Below are 23,085 nucleotides of genomic sequence, written 5' to 3' on the forward strand. Positions count from 1 at the left end.
TGGCTTTTTGTTCAACGTGGTCTCAGTTTTCTTTCTTTATTTGGTAGCGAAAACCATGCACAGATGAAGTGTGAAGCATGTAGTTATTCTTTTGATTTAATTGCTAATAATTAGGAAAACTCGTTCAATGTGTCTTACGCTTTGGTTAGATCTTACGCGAAGGTTTGAGTTAGGGTTTTGTCAATTTTTTGTCGTCATGTTTGCAGATGGTGAGGAATAGGCGCAGACTTTCGCGCCTGCTATTCAACGCATAAATGAGGCACGAATGAAAACTGGTGATAAGCAATTTGCTGTAATTGGTCTAGGTCGTTTCGGCTTGGCCGTTTGTAAAGAACTGCAGGATTCAGGTTCACAAGTTTTGGCGGTAGACATTAACGAAGACCGAGTGAAAGAAGCGGCGGGATTTGTTAGCCAAGCCATCGTAGCGAACTGTACTCATGAAGAGACAGTCGCAGAACTCAAGCTTGATGATTATGACATGGTCATGATTGCTATCGGTGCAGACGTCAATGCCAGCATCCTCGCAACACTTATCGCAAAAGAAGCGGGTGTGAAATCGGTTTGGGTAAAAGCGAATGATCGCTTCCAAGCACGTGTTCTACAAAAAATCGGTGCAGACCACGTCATCATGCCAGAGCGTGATATGGGTATTCGTGTAGCGCGTAAGATGCTGGATAAACGTGTGTTGGAGTTTCATCCACTAGGCAGTGGCTTAGCCATGACAGAGTTTGTGATTGGCTCTCGTTGGATGGGCAAAACACTTGGCGATTTAGCCTTATGTAAGGTGGAAGGTGTACAAGTGCTTGGCTTTAAACGCGGTCCAGAAATCACCAAAGCACCGGATCTCAATTCAACGCTGGAGATCGGCGATCTCATCATTGTTGTGGGACCCCAAGACAAACTTGCGAGCAAGTTGAAATCACTATGAAGCAATTTCATCAGAGAGGCGTGTTTTACGCCCCAGATGGCAAACGAGATAAAGCGAAAGGTGGCGAACCGCGCATTATATTGCTGAGCTTTCTCGGTGTGTTATTGCCTTCTGCTGTTTTGCTGACCCTGCCGGTTTTTTCTGTAACCGGGCTTTCTATCACTGACGCTTTGTTCACTGCGACTTCGGCTATCAGTGTAACGGGGCTTGGTGTCGTAGATACCGGGCAGCACTTTACCCTGGCGGGTAAAGTGCTATTGATGTTCTTAATGCAAATTGGTGGGCTAGGGCAGATGACGCTGTCTGCGGTGCTGCTGTATATGTTTGGTGTTCGTTTGAGTTTGCGTCAACAAGCACTTGCGAAAGATGCATTAGGGCAAGATCGCCAAGTCAACTTACGTAAATTGGTCAAGAAAATCGTTGTCTTTGCTCTGATTGCTGAGACCATTGGATTTATCTTCCTATCTTTCCGCTGGGTGCCAGAAATGGGCTGGCAAACAGGCATGTTTTATGCGCTGTTTCATTCTATTTCAGCATTCAATAACGCAGGATTTGCGTTGTTCTCCGATAGTATGATGAGCTTTGTTAACGACCCGGTGGTGATTTTCACCCTAGCGGGTTTGTTTATCTTCGGTGGCTTGGGCTTCACCGTGATCGGTGATTTATGGCTGCATTGGCGTAAAGGCTTTCACTTTTTGCATCTGCACACCAAAATCATGTTGATCGCGACACCTGCATTGCTTGGTGTCGGTACTATTTTGTTTTGGCTACTGGAAAGACATAACCCAAATACCATGGCGTCTTTGCCTGTTGCGGGGCAATGGTTAGCGGCTTTCTTCCAATCGGCAAGTGCACGTACCGCTGGGTTTAACAGCGTAGATTTGGCTCAGTTTACCCAACCTGCTTTGTTAGTGATGATCGTACTGATGTTGATTGGTGCGGGCTCAACCTCTACAGGTGGTGGTATTAAAGTGTCGACTTTTGCAGTGGCATTTATGGCAACATGGGCGTTCTTGCGCCAGAAAAAGCATGTTGTGATCTTTAAACGCACGGTGAATTGGCAAACCGTAACCAAGTCATTAGCGATTATCGTGGTAAGTGGCGCTATCCTCACCACTGCGATGTTTTTGTTGATGATTACTGAGAAAGCCGCGTTTGATAAGGTAATGTTTGAAACCATTTCTGCCTTTGCGACGGTAGGTTTGACGGCTGGATTGACAGCAGAACTGTCGGAACCAGGTAAGTACATCATGATCGTTGTGATGATCATCGGTCGTATTGGTCCATTGACACTAGCCTACATGCTGGCGCGACCAGAACCGACATTAATTAAATACCCAGAAGATAACGTTTTAACAGGTTAATTGCATTTTAATCTTTTAATATTAATAGCTTACGTGAGAGTTTTGATTATTCGGCTCTCGCGTTTTTTATAAAATTAGTGAGCGAATGCAAATAATTTCGATCTACTCCTGTCACAGCATTTCATTCCTTCTCGATTTCTGTACTATTTCATAGCTCCACTATATATAACTTGTTGTAATCATTTGCATATGAGATGCATGGCTTACACATCGAACTCATGGAGCTGTAGTTTGAAGTTAAAGACTCTCGCACTCACCATGTTGACCGCGCTGATTTCTGGTCACGGCATGGCAACCACACCCCCATCTCCTATTTGGCAACCCGTGACTCTCAGTGATGGGACGGTCAGTGAAATTCTGGTTCGCGGTACCGCTAGTTTCTACTGGCATGAAGATAAGCAAGGAAATGCATTAATCAAAGACGGTGATACTTGGTTTTTTGCTGAGATCAAGCGAGAAGCGGATCGGCCGCTACTTGTCTCGACTGGAGTAGAAAAAACACAATCTGCAATCGCTCCACAAGTATCGAAAAACCGCCCTGATGTACTATTAAAACCTTCTCTTTCTTCTTTGAGAACACTAGAACCCCAAGCTCGTGCAAACTTGATGCGCCAAGCTCAGCAAGGATACCGAGCAATGAGTTCATCGAGTGTGGTTCAACAGCCTTTGCTGGTGGTTGAGGTGTCGTTTAATAACCAGACTATGGTTAACGATTTTCAACAGTTGGTGTTTGGCGAAAATCGTCAAAGCGTGGTGGATTATTATGACAAGAACTCACATGGGAAGTATCGCGTCGTACCAGCGAAGGAAAGCTATGGCACTGCGGATGATGGCGTTATTAGTGTCACGGTGAACCAAAACCATCCTAACTGTAGCACCAAAACCAGCGGTGATGCTTGTAATACCAAGCTTAAGGCGGTTTTTTCTGAGGCGTACCAAAAGCTAGACCAATACATCAACTTAGCTCAATACGACACCGACAGCAGCGGTCGTGTCGAACCAACAGAGCTCTCGGTTATGTTTGTTTTTGCTGGTGGGGACTTGGCGGCAAACCAGCTAGATCGTCCTTCTATATGGCCGCACAAATACTCACATGATGCGGTGTCAATCGACGGAACTACCATCAGAGACTACTGTGTGTTTGCTGACTTTCAGCAGACGCATCAATCCACATTGGGGGTGATCGTCCATGAACTTGGTCACCTGATGCTTGGGTTACCGGATTTGTACTCTTACAACAGCGATGCATCTATTGGTCAGTGGGGCGTGATGGGTGGTGGTTCTTGGGCGAAGAAAGAAGGCGACCGTTATGCTGGAGATACACCAGTCAACATGAGCGCTTGGAGTAAGCATGCTGCGGGCTTTGTACTGCCAGACATTGCGCAATCCAGCGATGAATCTGCTTCGGTTGAAAATGGGCAAGTGAAGCTCGTTTATCTTGATCCTTATCTTAAAGAGTTCGGTCCTCGTATCTACCTTGAGAATAGACGGTTTGAAGGGTACGACCGAGCATTGGTATCAGAAGGGGTGTTGGCAACGTCGGTGAATATCTTAAATCGATTCAACGATGTCGGTGATATGCAGGTGCAGATCATGCAAGCTGACGGACGCAAACAATTGGAAGCCGGTTTTCCTAGCGACGATCGAGATCTTTATCCAAATGGTGGCACGAGCATTTCTGACGATTCCAACCCTAGTTTGACCGGCATAGCAGGCTTTAACACGGGTGTTCGTATCTCAAATATCTCAAGTGAATCAAACTCGGCAACGTTTTCACTAACCATGCCAAGTGAGCCAAACAAGTCGGCGTGGCAAAACTCGTTTCATCGAGGATATGTTTACTCAAGCTCTGATGACGCTTTGGCTGTCTCTTTGGATCTTAAAGTGGCTTCAGAATTGGATGGCTTGCAACTTTATGTGACACCTAATGACAATGCTGGGGTGATGAACTACAAGGTATGGCGTTTCCCACATCCTGGATTTGAATCGTTCAGTTTGCAGTTCGATCAAAATGAGGCGCAGCTTCTGCAGGAAGGCTCACTTCGTAGCAGCACTCGTATTCTGTTTGAACAGCCAAGTCGCATAGCGGCAGGTAAGCATTTGCTTGTGGTTGAAATTGAGAACGGGCGTTTTGAATCTAACTATAACTTTAGAAGCACCTTAGCGACGGAACAAGAAGCAGTGCCAAGGATTTGGGCAGGAGATCGTGAACGTATTTACTCTTCAGGTTTAATGCGTCAAAACTTCTCTTACATTCCTTTTGGCGCGCTGTTTGATATTGATTCAAGCAATATCGTAGAGGCTAAAACGGACACGGTGACGACGGACAAAAACGTGCCTGTAACGCTTGCGCTTACGTCGAATGACTTTATTGCCCCTGGCTATCAATTCAATGTGGAATACACGCAACAACCTACGCATGGCACATTGAGCGGCACCCAATACATACCTAAAGAAAACTTCGTGGGTAATGACAGTTTCCAATATCGTCTTGTTTCTTCAGATGGTGCGCTGAAATCGCTGCCAGTGGCGGTGCAAGTGCGTGTGAATGGTCAAAATGAAGCGCCAACAGCCAATGCCGAAGTTGATATCGGTAGCATGACAGCGAACGGGCAAGGCAGCTTGTCAGCTTCTTCAAGCTCTGACCCTGATGGTGATGCACTTAACTATAGATGGCAACAAACGACGGGTACTAAAGCCATTATTTCAGATGCGAATAGTGTGAACGCAAAGTTTACTGTGGCGCAAGGAACGAAGGCGGGCGAGACGCTTACCTTCCAAGTGACGGTCACGGACCCTAGCGGTTTGTCTGCAACCGCGACGGTTAGTGTTGATGTTGAGAACACGCCGCCGGTTACTAATCAAGATAGCGCCAGTGTTGAGTCTGGAAAGAGCATTATGATCAACGTGCTCGCCAATGATTCAGATTTCAATGAAGATCGCTTAGTGTTGCAGAGCGTGAGTAATCCATCCGGCGTGGGAACGGCAAGTGTGGTGGATGGAAAGATCCAATACCAAGCACCTCAAGATCAAGTGACGAATGTTCAACTGGAATACACCGTGTCGGATGGGAATGGTGGCTTGGCGACTGGCTCAGTGAATGTGTCAGTGGTGGCTTCGGTAAGCAGCTTAAGTTTTGACAATTCGGATAGTGGCGGTGGTGCTTTGTCTTACTGGGCACTATTGTTATTAGGGCTGTTTGGCTGGCGTCGTCGCGAGCAATAAGCGTCTCTTGTTCATTCATTAAAGCCACTCAGCCGAGTGGCTTTTTTATTTCTTTAGTTGTCTCGTCCCGTAGTACAGTGACGCGTTGTGAAGTCATCTCATGTTGGTCTGTCGTTATCGGTATTTCGTAAATACCCATGAATAATTCGTGGCTGAAGAGAAACCTGTTCAGCGCTTATACTCACGTTTAGGAAGTCGTTTTATTAAGGAACTACTATGTCCATCTGGGAAGGTGTTAATTTCACCCATCGCTTCAGTGACCTGCCATCTGCGTTTTTCACTTATGTCACGCCACAGCCTTTAGATAACACACGTTGGGTTGTTTGGAACGGAGAATTAGCGAAGCAATTTGGCTTACCAGAAAGCGCGAATGAAGAGTTGTTGAATGTGTTTGCAGGGCAAAACGAATTTGCATCATTTGCTCCTTTGGCAATGAAGTACGCAGGGCATCAATTTGGCGTGTACAACCCGGATTTAGGTGACGGTCGCGGGTTGTTACTGGCTGAGATGCAACACCAAAATGGCACTTGGTTTGATATTCACCTCAAAGGAGCAGGGCTCACGCCGTACTCACGGATGGGGGATGGTCGGGCAGTATTGCGCTCTACGATCCGCGAATATCTGTGCAGTGAAGCCATGGCCGGGTTAGGCATTCCTACGACCAGAGCGCTTGGCATGATGGACAGCGATACGCCTGTTTACCGTGAGAAGATGGAATATGGCGCGCTACTGATTCGAATTGCTGAAACGCACATTCGCTTCGGTCACTTTGAGCATTTTTTCTACACCAACCAACTTAGTGAGCAAAAGTACCTCGCTGATAAAGTCATCGAGTGGTATTTCCCAGATTGTTTAGAAGTGGAGAAACCATATGCTGCCATGTTCGAGACCATCGTGGAGAAAACCTCAGTGATGATTGCGTACTGGCAAGCCTATGGTTTTGCCCACGGTGTGATGAATACCGACAACATGTCGATACTTGGGCAAACTTTTGATTATGGACCGTTTGGCTTCCTCGACGACTACGATCCTAATTACATCTGCAACCATTCGGACTACCAAGGGCGTTATGCCTTTGAGCAGCAACCACGTATCGCTCTTTGGAACCTTTCGGCTTTAGCACATTCTTTGTCACCGCTTGTGCAGCGGGAAGATCTGGAGACCGTACTAGGAAAGTTTGAAATGCGCCTTAGCCAGAAGTTCAGTGAATTGATGCGCGCCAAGCTCGGTCTTTTGACCAAAATAGAAGAAGACGGACGCTTGTTCGAAGCCATGTTTGAACTGTTAAACCAAAACAAAACGGACTACACGCGATTCTTCCGTGAGTTGTCTAACTTAGACGTTAACTCGTCCCAAGCTGTGATTGATTTGTTTATTGATCGAGAAGCTGCAAGTGCATGGGTAGACTTATATCTTGCCCGCTGTGAGTTGGAAGTGGACGAGCGCGGTGAGTGCGTATCAGCAGAAACTCGCTGTGAAAAGATGCGTCGAGCGAATCCAAAATACATCTTGCGTAACTACCTAGCTCAACTTGCCATTGATAAGGCAGAGGAAGGAGACTTCAGTGAAGTAAGCCGTCTGGCTGAATTGCTCAAGCGTCCTTATGACGAGCAGCCAGAGTTGGACGACTACGCCAAACTGCCTCCAGAATGGGGGAAAAAGATGGAAATTAGCTGCTCTTCTTAAATGTGTCATTCTCCACCCATCACGCAGATTAGCATGGGTGGATTTAACCCCTTTTTGCACTGGCTAACTTTTGAATTTAATTTAACTTACTGATTTTAAGTTGATAATTTAGTTGGTCTACAACTTGCTCCTTGTTGAACATCTGTACCCATCACCCTCTGCCCGTTTGGTATTCATGGAAAGGATGGGATGTGATTCAACAAGGAGAATAATAATGTTCAAGCCTCTAACCCTTTTGTCTGTATCTGCTCTAGCCATCACCAGCTTTAATGCTGCTGCAAACTGTGACCCTGGTGAAACCGTGATCAAGTTCAGTCACGTAACGAACACAGATAAACACCCTAAAGGCATTGCTGCCTCGCTACTGGAAAAGCGTGTAAATGAAGAGATGAACGGCAAAGTTTGCATGCAGGTCTTCCCTAACTCGACGCTTTACGACGACAACAAGGTGCTTGAAGCTCTGCTTAATGGTGATGTTCAACTCGCTGCCCCTTCTCTTTCTAAGTTTGAGAAATTCACCAAGAAGTACCGCATCTTCGACCTTCCTTTCCTTTTTGAGGATGTGGCGGCTGTCGACCGTTTCCAAAACTCGGAATCCGGTGAAAAGCTGAAAAATGCAATGAAGCGTCGTGGCTTGCAAGGTCTGGCATTTTGGCATAACGGTATGAAGCAAATGTCTGCCAACAAGCCATTGATGTTGCCTAGCGATGCGGAAGGTTTGAAGTTCCGTGTGCAAGCTTCCGACGTATTGGTGGCTCAGTTCGAACAGCTTGGTGCAAACCCTCAAAAAATGTCATTTAAAGAAGTGTATGGCGGTCTTCAAACCAAAGTTATCGATGGTCAGGAAAACACATGGTCGAACATTTACGGTAAGAAGTTCTTCGAAGTACAAGATGGCATTACTGAAACTAACCACGGCATCCTAGATTACTTAGTTGTGACATCGAACGATTTCTGGAAAAAGTTACCAGACGATCAGCGCGAACAGCTTAATACCATTATTCAAGAAGTGACGGCTCAGCGTAATGCCGAGTCAACCAAGGTGAACCTTGCAAATAAGAACAACATCATTGAAGCCGGTGGTGTGGTTCGTACTTTAACGCCTGAGCAGCGTCAAGAGTGGGTGACGGCACTGCAACCTGTGTGGAAGAAATTTGAGAAAGACATTGGTTCAGATCTTATCGATGCCGCTCTTGCTTCCAACCAATAAACAAACAGCCCAAGTTCTTTGGGCTCATAAGTAAAAAGCACTAAGCACTACGATTGGTCCTCGCGTACTCCAATATGGAGGAGGGGGACCCTTTTATCCCAATAATGACGTGATGTAATTATGGAACAGACTTTTTTTTCCAAGGCAGGACGAGTCACCGATGCGATTGAAGAAACGCTGATTGCGTTCTTTCTTGGTGCAATGACGTTGCTGACTTTTGCCAATGTTATTTTCCGCTATGTCTTTAACGACAACATCCTTTGGGCACTTGAGTTGACGGTATTCATGTTCGCATGGATGGTTTTGGTCGGTGCCTCCTACGGTGTGAAGAAGCACTTTCATATCGGTGTTGATGTCATCATTAACATGGTCCCTGAAGGCAAACGTAAGATCCTCGCACTGCTTGCTGCTGTGTGTTGTTTGGCATTTTCCATTCTACTGTTAATCGGCTCTTGGAATTACTGGTATCCGTTTGTCACTGAGCGTGCATGGTATGAAACCGACGATATTCCTATGCCTGAGATGTTTCAGTTTCTAGCGGACTGGCTCAACGAAGGGGAACGCTATGAGAAGCTTCCTCGTTTTATTCCTTACTTTGCTTTACCTCTTGGTATGGCACTTCTGACTTTTCGTTTTGTACAAATCACATGGCAGATCGCGACGGGTAAATTAGACCGTTTGATTGCAGGTCATGAAGCAGAAGAAGAGTTGGAAGCACTTAAAGAAGAACTGAGCGAAGCCGCTGATGCGATTCCAAACGGCTCTTCGTCATCAGATCGCAAGGAGCAATAAATCATGGATATTCTGTTGTTATTCTTGATGGTCATTGGCTTCATGTTGATTGGTGTGCCAATTGCTGTCTCACTGGGTTTGTCCAGTATTCTTTTCTTATTGATGCACTCAGATGCTTCTCTTGCATCGGTAGCACAAACCTTATTTAACGCGTTTGCTGGCCACTACACCTTGTTAGCGATACCTTTCTTTATTTTGGCCTCTAGCTTTATGTCTACGGGTGGCGTTGCCAAGCGCATTATCCGCTTCGCGATTGCCATTGTAGGTTGGTTCCGCGGTGGGTTAGCGATGGCATCAGTTGTGGCTTGCATGATGTTTGCTGCACTTTCTGGCTCGTCCCCTGCGACGGTGGTTGCGATCGGTAGTATCGTTATCGCTGGTATGATCAAAAACGGTTACTCCAAAGAGTTTGCTGCAGGCGTGATCTGTAATGCGGGTACGCTGGGTATTTTGATTCCTCCTTCGATTGTGATGGTGGTGTACGCCGCTGCAACTGATGTGTCGGTTGGACGTATGTTCCTCGGTGGTGTGATTCCAGGCTTACTTGCAGGAGTGATGTTGATGATCGCCATTTACATTGCCGCACGAATCAAGAACTTGCCCAAACAGCCTTTCGTGGGTTGGAAAGAAACCTTTGATGCCGCCAAAGATGCGAGCTGGGGTCTGTTGTTGGTGGTGATCATTTTGGGTGGTATCTACGGCGGTATCTTTACCCCAACAGAAGCGGCGGCAGTGGCGGCGGTGTATTCCTTCTTCATTGCCAACTTCGTTTACAAAGATATGGGTCCCTTTGCTGATAAGCAAAATAGTAAACCAGCCTTAGTTAAAGTGTTTCAGACTTTCGTTCATAAAGACACCAAACACACCTTGTATGAAGCAGGCAAGCTGACCATCATGTTACTGTTTATCATTGCCAACGCTTTGATTCTTAAGCATGTGCTGACAGAAGAACGCATACCGCAAATGATCACTGAATCTATGCTGTCGGCGGGGCTAGGTCCTATTACTTTCTTGATTGTCGTGAACGTGCTGCTGTTGATTGGTGGTCAGTTTATGGAACCTTCTGGCTTGTTGATCATTGTGGCACCGCTAGTGTTCCCAATAGCGATCGCTCTGGGCATCGATCCGATTCACCTTGGCATCATGATGGTCGTTAACATGGAAATTGGCATGATTACGCCACCTGTTGGACTTAACTTGTTTGTGACTGCTGGGGTCGCCAAAATGTCGATGATGAATGTGGTTAAAGCGGCGCTACCGTGGGTGGCGGTGATGTTCTTATTCCTCATTATCGTGACGTACGTTCCTTGGGTGTCAACTTGGTTGCCAACGACGCTGATGGGACCGGAAATCATTACTAAGTAGCGGCGAGCAAGTGAACGGTAAGAGCCGAAACAGTTAAAACAAAAGAGGTGTGACGATTCACTCCTCTTCGTTTATTGACTTGTAGGAAGGTCTACGAGGGTCGGGATTGACTCTGCGCTCGTAACCAAGCCACTTCTTTCTATTTTTGCGCCGATCTTCACCGGATCGCCTTTCTTCCTGATAATGCCCGTCGACCATCACGGTATCTGTGATAACGGGTATCCTGATTTTCTCTGTCATATCCATATGAACCATTAAACTCTCGTTAGTAAAAAGTATGATTCAAGTTGGATATAACAACAAACCGCAAACGGCGTTTTATTTATATAGATCTTTATCTATCTGATAGCGTTGCATTTTGTCGTACAGGGTTTTTCGAGGCACATTCAATTGTTCCATCGTTTGCTTGATACTCCCGCTGTTCTCCAGTAGAGCACTCTCTATGGCTGCTTTTTCAAACTCTGCCACTTGTTCAGAAAGGCTCGATGGGGATGTAGATGTGCACGAAGCGTCGCCTAGCTGTATCAGTTTCCCAAGTAAAACAAATCGTTCTGCCGCGTTACGTAACTCACGCACATTACCCGGCCAATCATGTGCCATTAACTGAGCCAAATCTTGTGAGGAGAGGCTAGGGGAGGTTTTCCCATAGCGTGATGCGGCAACCAGTAAAAAGTGGTGGAATAGTGCGGGAATATCTTCCTTACGCTCGCGCATCGGCGGTAAATCCAGAGTTACCACATTGAGGCGATAATAGAGGTCTTGGCGAAATGTGCCTTGTTCAGAGGCTTGCTTTAAGTCCACCTTTGTTGCTGCAATCACTCGAATATCCAATGGCAATAACTCATTGGAACCAACCCGCTCAATCACTCTTTCTTGCAAAACGCGCAGTAAACGGATTTGTGCTTGAACTGGCATAGATTCGATTTCATCCAAAAATAACGTGCCACCCTGTGCGAATTCAAACTTACCGATACGACGACTTTCTGCTCCGGTAAACGCCCCTTTTTCGTGACCATAAAGCTCACTTTCGATGAGGTTCTCAGGTACTGCCCCACAGTTTACCGCGACAAAGTTTTGGTTCCGACGAGAGCTTTGTTCGTGCAGAGAGCGAGCTATCAGTTCTTTACCTGTCCCCGTTTCTCCAAACAGCAATATATCCGCATCGGTGTCAGCAATGTGAGTGATGGTTTCACGTAGCAGTTGGATACTTTCGGTTTCTCCAATAATACGTGGTCCCAAGGTTTGACTGGCTTTCAGGGATTGACGCAGTTTCTCATTTTCATTCGTCAGTTTGCGTTTCTCAATTGCGCGTTTGACGGTTTCTACCAGATGCTCAGGTGCAAATGGTTTTTCAATAAAGTCATAGGCTCCTTGATGAAGAGCTTGAACTGCCATTGAAATGTCGCCGTGTCCTGTGATCATGATGACGGGTAAATTTGGGTCGCGCTGGGTTAATGTGGTCAGTAAATCCATACCAGAAATGCCCGGCAAACAGATGTCGGTGACGACCACTCCCGAGCCTTCTCCTTGTTGCATCGCGATTAAAGCCGACTCTGCATCCGGAAAAAACTTGGCTTCTATGTCTGCCAGTTCAAAGGTTTGTTCGATCGCCAGTCTGAGATCGGCTTCGTCATCAATAAAAAACACCTGACACATAGTTCAATCCTTTTGTTATGTGGTGTGTGATGAAATAAGAGGTAAGCAAATGGAGAATCGAGCTCCGCCTTGCTCTCGATTCTGGGCGCCTAATTTGCCATTCATACCAGCTAAAATTTGTTGCGATATCGAGAGCCCTAAACCTAAGCCATTTTGCTTGGTGGTTAAAAAGGGTTCGCATAGCTGTGAAAAGGTGAACTCACCGAGCCCCGTGCCATTATCATCGACATAAATCCATACGAGTTCGGCTTGTATATCTTTTTCGATAGACAAATGGACTTGCTTGTTTTCTTGCCCTTTGGTCGCTTCTATTGCGTTGGTCAATAAGTTCACCAGCACTTGTTCGAGTTGAATTGTGTTGATCTGTACTTCTACGTCTTGTTCTATGAGTTTGGTATTTAATGTTACTCGGGCTGATTTGAATGCCGGCTTCATCAGTTCTTTTGCGGAGGCAATAACGGGCAGAAGGTGAGTTTGCGCCAGCTCGTTCCCACTGGTCTTCTTAGCAAAAGAGCGCAGCTGCTGACTGATGTTCGCCATTCTGTCGGTCAGGGCGGATATACGCGTTAAGTTTTCTTCCGTCCGTTCATATTTTTCTTTGTGCAAGAACAGCTTACCGTTTTCAGCGAAACTGCGAATGGCGGCGAGGGGATTATTGAGTTCATGACTGATGCTTGCCGACATTTGTCCCAGCACAGCAAGTTTTGCGGCTTGCACCAGCTCGTCTTGGGTAACGCGTAAGGTTTGCTCTGTCTCGATACGTTGTGCTATCTCTGCTTGCAATTCAGCGGTGCGAGCCATTACCTGATATTCCAATTTCTGATTTGCTTCTTGCTGAATGCGTTCGATTTGTCGATGCCGCTGCTGGCGATGATAAATGAGCTGCCCAACGAGAAAGAGCACAGTAAAAACAAGCGTGAGAACAAGCAAATAGCCCATAGTGAACCAGATGACAGATTGCTTAGGAGAAAGCACTCGGATAGTGAGTTTGAGGTTTTCTAAAGGTAAGGATGAAACCACTAGTGTCCCTTTGTTATAGGGGTAGCCTTGCTTCGCTTCGGTATGCGCTAAGCTCATGTCACCGACGAATCCAAGTGAGTCGATGGTGGTGTTCAAATATTGCCTGCTTGCCCACACCTCTGCTGCAGTTGGCTCTTCGAGAGGCTGCAGGCTTTTGAACAACCAGTCATTGCGACTGCTCATAAATACAATACCGTTCGGGTCACTTGCTACGAAAACGCTGTTGGGTTGTTGCCAGTTGTCCTCTATCTTACTCAGATCCATTTTAACCACGACGACGCCGAGCACCCCCCCAGCATAGACAATAGGGTAAGAGTAGTAATAACCACGCTTACCCGATGTTGAACCCAGCGCGTAATATTGGCTGCGTTGCCCTGTAATCGCTTGTTTAAAATAGGGACGAAAGGCGAAGTTGCGTCCGACGAAAGAACGTTCTTTACGCCAGTTGCTTGCAGCGATCGTTGTTCCCCATTTATCTATTAAATAGGTGTCAGCCGCTTCAATGACGCCATTGACCGATTCTAAGTATCGATTGGTGATTTCAAGTTGTGCGCTGTTTTCTGAGTTAAGCAGCGCTTCGACCAAAGGTTCATCCTTAGAAAGCAGGTGTGGGATGTGAGCATATTTATCTAACTTATTTTGAATATGGCTAGAAAAGCGCTCCAACTGCGATTGATGTTTGTCGAGTAATGACTGGTAGCTATGGCTCCAAACCCAGTGACCACCGATGAACGCGCAGAGGAAATAGAAGGCGAAAAAAATCAGTATAATACGGTTTCTTTGCGACATCCCACGCTCCTTGACACCTTCCTTTTGTCACGTAAGAAAATGTTAATAGTTTGTAGAGATGAATAGGGATTTAGTTTCCAACTCTGTGGAGTAAAACAAGAGCAAGATCTCTTTTTAGGCTTTTCAATAAAAAAAGCTGTCGATTCTCTTGAAAAAGTCGCTATTGTCCCCATTCTAGATATGCTGACAGCGATGAAGCGGTGTTCAAATCGCATTTTTCGCTAATTTTGGGGTCAGTATTCGAGAATTTAGCGCAGACAATGTCCACATAGTGGCTATTGGCTCGACAGGGTAGCGACAGATCGCTAGAATGTCGCGTCTAAAAATTCTGTCCTGAGGCTAATAGGAGATACCTTTGGTGATGACACCGAAGATATCACTGATTAGTCCGATGTTGATTTTCAGCATCGATACTCGATTTTAAATTAGGTGTTCGGACAGGACACTACACAAGGATGAAGCGTGAACTCCGGAGAGTCTCGCTCATACGCTCGGACAAACCGAGCCACTTTAGAGGTTTATAAATAATGCAAGTTACTGTTGAAACGCTAGAAGGCCTAGAGCGCCGTCTAAACATTACTGTTCCAGCTGCAAACATCGAAGACGCTGTAACAGCTGAACTACGCAACATCGCTAAAAACCGTCGTTTCGATGGTTTCCGTAAGGGTAAAGTGCCTCTAAAAATGGTTGCTAAGATGTACGGCAAAGCAGTACGTCAAGACGTTCTTGGTGAAGTTATGCAACGCCACTTCATCGAAGCGATCGTAAAAGAGAAAATCAACCCAGCTGGCGCTCCAACTTTCGCTCCAGTTGAAAACAACGAAGGCGCAGACCTAGTTTTCACTGCAACTTTCGAAGTTTACCCAGAAGTTGAGCTTAAAGGTCTAGACAGCATCACTGTTGAAAAACCAACAACAGAAGTTAAAGATGCAGACGTAGAAGAGATGATCGAAACTCTACGTAAGCAACAAGCTACTTGGGCAGAAGTTGAAGAAGCTGCAGAAGCTGGTAAGCGTGTAAGCATCGATTTCGTTGGCTCTATCGACGGTGAAGAGTTCGAAGGCGGTAAAGCTGAGAACTTCCCACTAGAAATGGGCGCAGGTCGCATGATCCCAGGTTTCGAAGACGGTATCGAAGGTAAAACTAAAGGTATGGAATTCGAAATCGACGTAAACTTCCCAGAAGATTACCACGCTGAAAACCTAAAAGGTAAAGCAGCTAAGTTCGCAATCAAAGTGAACAAAGTTGAAGCTCGTGAACTACCAGAACTAAACGACGAGTTCGTTTCTAAGTTCGGTGTTGCTGAAGGTGGCGTTGAAGCACTTAAAGCTGAAGTTCGTAAGAACATGGAGCGCGAACTTAAGCAAGCTGTTAAGAACCGCATCAAAGAGCAAGCTATCGACGGTCTAGTTGAGCAAAACGAAATCGACGTACCAGCTGCACTTATCGACCAAGAAATCCAAGTTCTACGTCAACAAGCTGCACAACGTTTCGGTGGTAACCCAGAAGCAGCTGCACAGCTTCCACGTGAACTATTCGAAGAGCAAGCTAAACGTCGCGTAGTTGTAGGTCTTCTACTAGGCGAAGTAATCAAGTCTGAAGAGCTAAAAGCTGACGACGAGAAAGTGAAAGCGCTAATCGAAGAAATGGCAACTGCTTACGAAGATCCATCAGAAGTTATTGCTTACTACGAGCAAAACGAGCAAATGATGAACAACATGCGTAACGTTGCTCTAGAAGAGCAAGCTATCGACGCGATCATCGCTAAAGCACAGGTTACTGAGAAAGAAGTAAGCTTCAACGAGCTACTTAACCAACAACCTGCTGCTTAATAAGCAATATCTTGCGTAGAAGGTTGACTTAACGTCGACTATTCTGCTAACAATGGTCCGTATGATACACATCATCCGGGCCATTTATTTTAGGGACATAAGAATATGAGCTACCAAGAAAAAAACGCAATGTCGCCAATTATTGACGCGCTAGTGCCAATGGTGGTTGAACAAACTTCCCGCGGCGAACGCTCTTACGACATTTACTCACGCTTGCTTAAAGAGCGCGTGATCTTTTTAACTGGTCAAGTGGAAGACCACATGGCAAACCTTGTCGTGGCTCAGCTACTTTTCCTAGAATCTGAAAATCCAGATAAAGATATTTTCCTATACATCAACTCGCCAGGCGGCAGCGTGACTGCAGGTATGTCTATCTACGACACAATGCAGTTCATCAAACCAAATGTAAGCACAGTATGTATGGGTCAAGCTTGCTCTATGGGTGCGTTCCTGCTTGCAGGTGGTGCGCCAGGTAAGCGTTACGTTCTGCCTAATTCACGTGTGATGATCCACCAACCACTAGGTGGCTTCCAAGGTCAAGCTTCTGATATCCAAATTCATGCTCAGGAAATCCTGACTATCAAGCAGAAGCTAAACAACCTATTAGCAGAACATACTGGCCAGCCTCTTGAAGTGATTGAGCGCGATACTGATCGTGACAACTTCATGTCGGCAGATCAGGCAGTAGAATACGGTATTGTGGATGCAGTGTTGAGCCATCGCGGCGAGTAATTTAGCCAGCGCATTTTGGCTAAATTTGATATACACTCATTCATAAAGAGTAAAGGCTAAGAGGTTAGCGAATGACAGATAAAAGCAAAGAAAGCGGCAGCGGCAAATTGCTGTACTGCTCTTTCTGTGGCAAAAGTCAGCACGAAGTTCGCAAGCTAATCGCAGGTCCGTCAGTTTACATTTGCGACGAGTGTGTCGACTTATGTAACGATATCATTCGCGAAGAAATCAAGGATGTTCTCCCTAAGAAAGAATCTGAAGCGTTACCAACGCCAAAACAGATCCGTGAACACCTTGATGACTATGTGATCGGACAAGATTACGCGAAAAAAGTGCTCGCAGTTGCGGTATATAACCACTACAAGCGTTTACGCAATGGTGATACAACGAGCGAAGGTGTGGAACTTGGTAAAAGTAACATCCTTCTAATTGGTCCTACTGGTAGTGGTAAAACACTGCTTGCTGAGACACTAGCTCGATTCCTGGATGTGCCATTTACAATGGCTGACGCTACCACACTAACCGAAGCTGGTTATGTTGGTGAAGACGTTGAAAACATCATCCAGAAGCTTCTGCAAAAATGTGATTACGATGTAGCGAAAGCTGAACGCGGCATTGTATACATTGACGAAATTGACAAGATTTCTCGTAAAGCTGAAAACCCATCAATTACGCGTGACGTATCTGGTGAAGGTGTTCAGCAGGCGCTACTAAAACTTATCGAAGGCACGGTTGCATCGGTTCCACCACAAGGTGGTCGTAAGCATCCACAGCAAGAATTCCTACAAGTGGATACGTCTAAGATCCTGTTCATCTGTGGCGGTGCATTTGCTGGTCTAGATAAAGTGATTGAACAACGTGTAGCAACAGGCACAGGTATTGGTTTTGGCGCAGAAGTGCGCTCGAAGAACGAAACCAAAACCGTTGGTGAACTATTTACTCAGGTAGAACCTGAGGATCTAGTGAAGTACGGTTTGATCCCTGAGTTCATTGGTCGTCTGCCTGTAACAACAACACTGACAGAGCTTGATGAAGAAGCGCTAATTCAGATCCTATGTGAACCGAAGAATGCGTTGACCAAGCAATATGCAGCATTGTTCGAACTAGAAGACGCAGAACTTGAGTTCCGTGAAGACGCGTTGCGTGCTATCGCTAAAAAAGCGATGGAGCGTAAGACGGGTGCTCGTGGTCTACGTTCAATCTTAGAAAGCGTTCTGTTAGAAACCATGTATGAACTGCCATCAGCGACTGACGTAAGTAAAGTCGTGATTGATGAATCAGTAATTAACGGTGAATCAGAACCATTGCTCATCTACAGCAATGCCGATAATCAGGCTGCTGGAGCAGAATAAATTCAGCCATAAATAAAAAGGAGGTAAGTAATTACCTCCTTTTTTTATTTCTTTTATTGAATCCAAATAATTAGCCCCCATATACTGCCTTAAGTAATACGTTAAACGTGAAAGCGGAAGAGAGAATTATATGAACTTGGAACGTTCCGAGCGTATCGAGATCCCGGTATTACCTCTACGTGACGTAGTGGTATACCCACACATGGTTATTCCATTGTTTGTTGGTCGTGAGAAATCGATTAGCTGTCTAGAAACAGCGATGGAAACAAACAAACAAGTTCTGCTTGTGGCACAAAAGCAAGCTGACACTGACGAGCCGACGGTTGAAGACCTATTCGAAGTAGGTACAGTTGCAACCATTCTTCAACTTCTTAAGCTACCTGATGGCACAGTAAAAGTGCTCGTTGAAGGTCAGCAGCGCGCTAAAATCAACCATTTCAAAGAGAGCGAATTCTTCCTTGCTGAAGCGGAATTTGTGGTAACACCTGAGTTGGATGAGCGTGAGCAAGAAGTGATTGTTCGCAGTGCGATTAACCAATTTGAAGGCTTCATCAAACTAAACAAAAAAATCCCACCAGAAGTACTGACTTCTCTAAGCGGTATTGATGAAGCTGCGCGTCTAGCAGATACCATTGCTGCGCACATGCCTCTTAAGCTGGTGGACAAACAACAAGTACTTGAAATTATTGATGTAACTGAACGTCTAGAATTCCTAATGGGTCAGATGGAATCAGAAATCGATCTTCTTCAAGTAGAAAAGCGCATCCGCGGTCGCGTTAAGAAGCAGATGGAAAAGTCTCAGCGTGAGTACTACCTGAATGAGCAAATGAAAGCGATTCAGAAAGAACTTGGTGAGATGGAAGATGCGCCTGACGAGTTTGAAACGCTGAAGCAAAAGATTGAAGAATCGAAAATGCCTCAGGATGCACGTGAAAAGACAGAACAAGAGCTGCAAAAGCTTAAGATGATGTCTCCAATGTCGGCAGAAGCGACAGTTGTTCGCAGCTACATCGATTGGATGGTAAGCGTGCCTTGGAACAAGCGTTCTAAAGTGAAGAAGAACTTGGCGAAAGCAGAAGAGATTCTAAACGAAGACCATTACGGTCTAGAGCGTGTGAAAGAGCGTATTCTTGAGTACTTAGCGGTGCAGAACCGTATCAACAAGCTGAAAGGTCCAATCCTTTGTCTTGTAGGTCCTCCTGGTGTTGGTAAAACGTCTCTAGGTCGCTCAATTGCAGCGGCAACGGGTCGTAAATACACGCGTATGGCATTGGGTGGTGTACGTGATGAAGCGGAAATCCGTGGTCACCGTCGTACTTACATCGGCTCTCTGCCGGGTAAGCTAATTCAGAAAATGTCGAAAGTTGGTGTGAAAAACCCGCTGTTCCTTCTGGATGAAATCGACAAAATGTCTTCAGATATGCGTGGTGACCCATCATCAGCACTATTAGAAGTTCTAGACCCAGAGCAAAACAATGCGTTTAACGATCACTACCTAGAGGTAGATTACGATCTTTCTGACGTTATGTTCGTTGCTACATCGAACTCGATGGACATTCCTGGACCGCTATTGGATCGTATGGAAGTGATTCGTCTTTCTGGCTACACAGAAGACGAGAAACTAAACATTGCAAAACGCCACCTTGTTGATAAGCAAGTTAAGCGTAATGGTCTGAAACCAAACGAGATTACCATCGAAGATTCTGCAATCATCGGTATCATTCGTTACTACACGCGTGAAGCGGGTGTACGTAGCCTAGAGCGTGAAATTTCTAAGATCTGTCGTAAAGCAGTGAAGAACATCCTGCTTGATTCAAGCTTGAAGTCAGTGACAGTTACGATGGATAACCTGAAAGAATACCTAGGTGTTCAACGTCATGACTTTGGTAAGGCAGATGACAGCAACCGTATTGGTCAAGTAACTGGTCTCGCTTGGACGCAAGTGGGCGGCGATCTACTGACGATCGAAACGGAAGCGATGCCAGGTAAAGGTAAGTTGACGCAGACAGGTTCTCTTGGCGACGTAATGAAAGAGTCTATCCAAGCGGCGATGACGGTTGTACGTTCACGTGCTGAGAAGTTGGGTATTAACTCAGACTTCTACGAGAAACGTGATATTCACGTACACGTACCAGAGGGTGCGACACCAAAAGACGGTCCAAGTGCGGGTATCGCAATGTGTACTGCGCTAGTTTCTAGCTTGACAGGTAACCCTGTGAAAGCAGAAGTGGGTATGACGGGTGAAATCACTCTACGTGGTGAAGTTCTACCTATCGGCGGTCTAAAAGAGAAGTTACTTGCGGCACACCGTGGCGGCATCAAAACGGTACTGATTCCGAAAGACAATGAGCGTGATTTGGAAGAGATTCCAGAAAATGTTATCGCGGATCTGAAGGTTATCCCGGTACAGTGGATCGACGAAGTTCTTAAAGTTGCACTTGAGCGAGACCCGACGGGCGTTGAGTTTCAGTCTCAAAAATAGTGATGTGTAGCAAAAATAAGTAAAACTTTACGCTGATAGGCTTAAAAAGGCTTGTCAGCGTTTTTTTTGGACGCTAAGTTAAGTTCGATAGCTTCCAGCCCTTGAAGGATAAGGGTTGAAGCATATTTTTTTAATTATGGAACGAAAGTCATCACAAAAATAATCACAGATGACACAAAGGGGAAATCACAGTGAATAAAACTCAACTAGTAGAACAAATCGCAGAAAACGCAGACATCTCTAAAGCATCAGCTGGTCGCGCTCTAGACGCATTCATCGAAGCAGTTAGTGGTACGCTTCAGTCTGGTGACCAAGTTGCTCTTGTTGGCTTCGGTACATTCAGCGTACGTACTCGTGCAGCACGCACAGGTCGTAACCCAAAAACTGGTGAAGAAATCCAAATCGCAGAAGCTAAAGTACCTTCTTTCAAAGCTGGTAAAGCTCTAAAAGACGCTTGTAACTAATTTTTTGTGTCGAAGACACAAGAGCTGGTTCAGCTAACGGCCATTGCATAACTTTTGTCCAAACAGTCAGATTTGAACAAAAATTTACAAACTAAGAGCCGAACTTTCTTAAATTATGCGCATCCTACTGATGCGCATTTCTTTTTCTGATATTATCGCGACATTACATTTTCTATTAGAAGCAGTCGGCTTCAATTGTGGAGAGCAGTTAAATTATGATGGATCGACTACGCGAAGGCGTGAACAGCATCGCGGTCAAAATTATCCTTGGACTTATCATCCTTTCTTTCGTTTTTGCTGGTGTAGGTAGCTACATTGTTGGCGGTAACAACAACGCGGCAGCGAAAGTAGGGAACACCGAGATTGCTCGTGGTGAGTTTGAGATGGCATACCAAAATGAGCGTAACCGCATGCAAGCTCAATTGGGTGATTACTTCTCTCAAATGCTGGCTGACCCTGCATACGTTGAATCGTTCCGCAAATCTGTTCTAGACCGCATGATCAACGATGTGCTACTTGACCAACAAGCTGAAGCTCTAGGTCTACGCATTAGCGATGCACAAGTTCGCAGCATGATTCTAGACATGCCTCAGTTCCAATCTAACGGTAAATTCGACCAAGAGATCTACCAAGCGTCTCTACGTCGCGCAGGCTTCTCTCCAGACTCATTCGCAGAGTACATGCGCCGTGAATTGGTTCGTGAGCAACTGCTGAACGCACTGCAAACAAGTGAATTCACGCTACCTGGCGAAGTTCAGGCAGAAGGCAAGCTGTTCACTCAAACTCGTGACGTTCGCACAATCACTATCGATTTGGCTGAGTTTGCTAAGAAAGTAGATCTTACTGATGAAGAAATTCAAGAGTACTACAAAGCAAACCCAGATAACTTCACTCGTCCTGAGCAAGTTAAAGTTGCTTACATCGAGCTTTCTGCTGAAGAGCTTAAGAAGCAAATCCAAGTTTCTGACGCAGAAGTTAAGAAATACTACGACGAGCACCTAGATAAGTACTCAACAGAAGAGCAACGTCGCGTAGCACACATCCTAGTTGAAGGTGATGATGAAGCGAAAGCGCAAGCAATTCTTGACGAGCTAAACGCAGGTGCTGATTTTGCTACACTAGCAAAAGAAAAATCGGAAGACTTTGGTAGCGCTGAAAATGGCGGTGACCTAGGCTGGATCGAACGTGATGTAATGGACCCATCTTTTGAAGAAGCGGCATTTGCACTTAAGAACCCAGGTGATATGACTGGTCTAGTGAAGTCAGATTTCGGTTACCACATCATTAAGCTTGAAGAGCTAAAAGGTGCAGTGGCGAAACCATTCTCTGAAGTTGCAGCTGAAATTAAACAAGAAATGGTAGACCAGAAAGCGGTAGATCAGTTCTATGAACTACAAAACGAACTTGAAAAAGTAGCGTTTGAATACCCAGATTCGCTAGATGACGCTTCTAAAGCGGTTGGTCAAAAAGTGAAGACGACAGACTTCATTTCTCAAGTTGATGCGCCAGAAGTTCTTAAGAACCAAGCTGTGATGCAGGCAATTATGAGCCCAGAAGTGAAAGAAGATGGTCTGAACTCTGAAGCAATCGAAGTGGCGCCTGAGCACATCATTGTTGTTCGTGTCGAAGATGCTCGTGACGAAACAGTTCTTCCACTAGCTGAAGTGAAAGAGCAAGTGGTTGCAGAACTGTCTCGCGTTAAAGGCGAGCAAGGTGCGATCGAACTCGGTACGAAAGTTGTTGCTGCTCTGAAAGAAGGCAACACGGCTATTCTTGCTGAAAATGGTTTGGCGTTTGGTGAGCAAGAGTCTGTTGATCGTCGCTCTCCACTAGCAGCAACAGTATTTGCAATGGCGAAACCTGTTGATGGCAAACCAGTGTTTGGTCAATCTAAAGATCTAGAAGGCAACATTGTTGTTGTTGAGCTTGATGCTGTTCATGCTGAGCTAGACAGCGCATTGGAAGAGCAAGTTGCGATGCAAATGCAACGTGCTTCTGCTCAACAAGATCTTACTTCGGTAATCTCTGTACTACGCGCAAACACTGACATTGAGTACTTTGTTGTGAGCAACTAAGCATTACTGATGTAATTTGCATGTTAACTAAAACGGGTCGCATTCGCGGCCCGTTTTATTTTTGTTTGAATAAACTTCAACATAAACAGCGCTTTGCATAGAGTAGTTTTCGT

The 23,085-nt window shown here is 45.5% G+C and carries 16 protein-coding genes; 13 read left to right on the forward strand and 3 right to left on the reverse strand.

Annotated features, from left to right (window positions below; genetic code table 11):
- The first annotated feature begins 265 nt into the window (after positions 1 to 265).
- The 7 genes from OH463_RS00610 (at position 266) to OH463_RS00640 (ending at position 10,570) form a co-directional block, all read left to right on the forward strand.
- Positions 266 to 928 carry a potassium channel family protein gene (locus OH463_RS00610; protein WP_005446558.1) on the forward strand — a complete coding sequence of 221 codons (663 nt, stop codon included), beginning with the start codon at positions 266 to 268 and terminating at the stop codon, positions 926 to 928.
- Positions 925 to 2,292, forward strand: a complete 1,368-nt coding sequence (locus tag OH463_RS00615) for a TrkH family potassium uptake protein (RefSeq protein WP_005446560.1) — start codon at positions 925 to 927, stop codon at positions 2,290 to 2,292. The genes OH463_RS00610 and OH463_RS00615 overlap by 4 nt, the downstream gene beginning before the upstream one ends.
- Positions 2,293 to 2,523: 231 nt before the next feature.
- Complete coding sequence (locus OH463_RS00620; RefSeq protein ID WP_269990281.1) at positions 2,524 to 5,517, forward strand: M6 family metalloprotease domain-containing protein; 2,994 nt, start codon at positions 2,524 to 2,526, stop codon at positions 5,515 to 5,517.
- Between the two features lie 216 nt (positions 5,518 to 5,733).
- On the forward strand, positions 5,734 to 7,203 hold the full coding sequence (locus tag OH463_RS00625; protein ID WP_269990282.1) for a protein adenylyltransferase SelO: 1,470 nt from the start codon (positions 5,734 to 5,736) through the stop codon (positions 7,201 to 7,203).
- A 214-nt stretch (positions 7,204 to 7,417) separates the two neighbouring features.
- Positions 7,418 to 8,413 (forward strand): TRAP transporter substrate-binding protein, encoded by a 996-nt coding sequence (locus OH463_RS00630; RefSeq protein ID WP_009699389.1) that lies wholly within the window; start codon positions 7,418 to 7,420, stop codon positions 8,411 to 8,413.
- A 120-nt stretch (positions 8,414 to 8,533) separates the two neighbouring features.
- Positions 8,534 to 9,205: a TRAP transporter small permease gene (locus tag OH463_RS00635; protein WP_005446565.1), complete on the forward strand. Its 672-nt coding sequence runs from the start codon at positions 8,534 to 8,536 to the stop codon at positions 9,203 to 9,205.
- Between the two features lie 3 nt (positions 9,206 to 9,208).
- Entirely contained in the window at positions 9,209 to 10,570 is a 1,362-nt protein-coding gene (locus OH463_RS00640; protein ID WP_038898576.1) for a TRAP transporter large permease, read from the forward strand.
- 57 nt (positions 10,571 to 10,627) lie between these two features.
- On the opposite strand, the gene OH463_RS00645 is transcribed toward OH463_RS00640, so the two are convergent.
- From OH463_RS00645 to OH463_RS00655, 3 genes are all read right to left on the reverse strand, one after another.
- Complete coding sequence (locus tag OH463_RS00645) at positions 10,628 to 10,810, reverse strand: hypothetical protein (protein ID WP_269990539.1); 183 nt, start codon at positions 10,808 to 10,810, stop codon at positions 10,628 to 10,630.
- A 78-nt stretch (positions 10,811 to 10,888) separates the two neighbouring features.
- The gene (locus tag OH463_RS00650; protein ID WP_009698346.1) at positions 10,889 to 12,226 is read right to left on the reverse strand and encodes a sigma-54-dependent transcriptional regulator; all 1,338 of its coding nucleotides are present in this window, start codon (positions 12,224 to 12,226) and stop codon (positions 10,889 to 10,891) included.
- Positions 12,227 to 12,241: 15 nt separating this feature from the next.
- Positions 12,242 to 14,035 (reverse strand): sensor histidine kinase, encoded by a 1,794-nt coding sequence (locus tag OH463_RS00655; RefSeq protein ID WP_269990283.1) that lies wholly within the window; start codon positions 14,033 to 14,035, stop codon positions 12,242 to 12,244.
- 527 nt (positions 14,036 to 14,562) lie between these two features.
- Here OH463_RS00655 and tig point away from each other — a divergent pair.
- From tig to ppiD, 6 genes are all read left to right on the forward strand, one after another.
- Entirely contained in the window at positions 14,563 to 15,867 is a 1,305-nt protein-coding gene (tig, locus tag OH463_RS00660; protein WP_009698344.1) for a trigger factor, read from the forward strand.
- Between the two features lie 105 nt (positions 15,868 to 15,972).
- Positions 15,973 to 16,599 (forward strand): ATP-dependent Clp endopeptidase proteolytic subunit ClpP, encoded by a 627-nt coding sequence (clpP, locus tag OH463_RS00665; protein ID WP_005430931.1) that lies wholly within the window; start codon positions 15,973 to 15,975, stop codon positions 16,597 to 16,599.
- A 71-nt stretch (positions 16,600 to 16,670) separates the two neighbouring features.
- Positions 16,671 to 17,951 (forward strand): ATP-dependent protease ATP-binding subunit ClpX, encoded by a 1,281-nt coding sequence (clpX, locus tag OH463_RS00670; protein ID WP_005430932.1) that lies wholly within the window; start codon positions 16,671 to 16,673, stop codon positions 17,949 to 17,951.
- Positions 17,952 to 18,081: 130 nt separating this feature from the next.
- Complete coding sequence (gene lon, locus OH463_RS00675) at positions 18,082 to 20,433, forward strand: endopeptidase La (protein ID WP_005446574.1); 2,352 nt, start codon at positions 18,082 to 18,084, stop codon at positions 20,431 to 20,433.
- A gap of 191 nt (positions 20,434 to 20,624) precedes the next feature.
- Positions 20,625 to 20,897 carry an HU family DNA-binding protein gene (locus OH463_RS00680; protein ID WP_005430934.1) on the forward strand — a complete coding sequence of 91 codons (273 nt, stop codon included), beginning with the start codon at positions 20,625 to 20,627 and terminating at the stop codon, positions 20,895 to 20,897.
- Between the two features lie 215 nt (positions 20,898 to 21,112).
- Positions 21,113 to 22,972, forward strand: coding sequence for a peptidylprolyl isomerase (ppiD, locus tag OH463_RS00685; RefSeq protein ID WP_005446577.1), 1,860 nt, complete (start codon positions 21,113 to 21,115; stop codon positions 22,970 to 22,972).
- Positions 22,973 to 23,085 lie beyond the last annotated feature (113 nt).

Origin of the sequence: Vibrio sp. NFR (genome assembly GCF_027587095.1) — a bacterium.
Lineage (GTDB): Bacteria > Pseudomonadota > Gammaproteobacteria > Enterobacterales > Vibrionaceae > Vibrio > Vibrio harveyi.